This is a genomic window from Microbulbifer epialgicus (genome assembly GCF_041447265.1).
GTDB lineage: Bacteria > Pseudomonadota > Gammaproteobacteria > Pseudomonadales > Cellvibrionaceae > Microbulbifer > Microbulbifer epialgicus.
The window spans coordinates 1-1,119 of sequence record NZ_JBGMEK010000234.1; the positions used below are offsets into that span (position 1 = coordinate 1).

Here is a 1,119-nt window from a genome sequence, read left to right on the forward strand (position 1 = left end):
TGGTCATGGGTCATCTCTTTTTTGTTAATGGTAAAGAAATGACACAGAATTCTGAACACTACCCGACTGGCGCCTCGGGGTCTAACTTTATTTTCATAGCTGCAATAGCTGGCAATCTCGTAGCGTACATCCATAGCCACATTACCAGGGACCAAATCACTAGCGCTATTATCGGCTGAATTAATTGAATATTTGCTTCCATGATCTCTCCGGCCATCCTCTAATTCACAAACTTATCATTTACTTAATAACAGCATTACTAAACAAACACCAAAATTGTATGGCACTATTCCAACCAGAACAATTACTAGTTATCAGCATCTCCAGCTTGCTGGTCTATTTATCCATTGAAGACCAACTCTCTTATATTGCTAATCCTTTAATCATTAATATACTGAGCTATACCAAGTATTGCGAGGTAAAATTAATTATTTTGCTCTTTTAAATATGCTTCTCATAATCGGCTATAATCGTAGTGCTCTGCACTGATGGCTCGAAGTACTTTTCCTTTATAGTTCGGTATTCAGGGTCGGAGAAGAATTTGCTCATCATCTCTTCAGTTGGAAACCTGATCGTAAATACGCGATTAATCTCCAAACTGCTTTCAGACTTCAACACCTCTGACACCCTGAAATCATATCCAAATAAGCCATCATACGCTTCTAATATAGGCTTCATCGCATCGCGATACGCTTGGTAAATATCATCATTGCTTACTTCCAAGCCTACTAACATCTCATACATTATACTTACTCCAAATCTAACCTCAGATCACCGTCAGGCCTTTTCCCATTATCATAGGAACCAATCATTTATCTTCGGCCGACTCTAAACTCCGCTCCTGTTCATCGGCAGATATAGTACTATCGATCCAGTCTATATAGTGAGAGATGCGAACGTTATTTCCTCTATCGCCATAACGCCCACCGCTAAGTTTTATACACAAGTTTTTCCAGTTTTATTGTAAAAATCAATGAGTTACAGTTTTGGCATGGTAAGAGCTACAGATTTGGATGGGTAATTATGCAGGACTGGGTCATGGACGAAGTGAAAAACCAAGTTATGGGCGATGTACGATTGAATAAGCGATTGTCCAATATTCTTAGGAATTTAAGTTCC

At 39.0% G+C, this 1,119-nt stretch carries 2 protein-coding genes; one reads left to right on the forward strand and one right to left on the reverse strand.

Going from position 1 to position 1,119, the window contains the following annotated elements:
- Positions 1–441: 441 nt before the first annotated feature.
- The gene (locus ACCI49_RS24735; RefSeq protein WP_371841926.1) at positions 442–744 is read right to left on the reverse strand and encodes a DUF1330 domain-containing protein; all 303 of its coding nucleotides are present in this window, start codon (positions 742–744) and stop codon (positions 442–444) included.
- 279 nt (positions 745–1,023) lie between these two features.
- On the opposite strand from ACCI49_RS24735, the gene ACCI49_RS25185 reads away from it, so the two are divergent.
- On the forward strand, positions 1,024–1,119 hold a 96-nt coding region (locus ACCI49_RS25185), incomplete at its 3' end, for a transposase DNA-binding-containing protein (RefSeq protein WP_503629704.1).

Bases quoted from the DNA above. Each gene is read 5' to 3' on its own strand.
- ACCI49_RS24735 (WP_371841926.1), bottom strand. From the start codon at position 744: ATGTATGAGATGTTAGTAGGCTTGGAAGTAAGCAATGATGATATTTAC.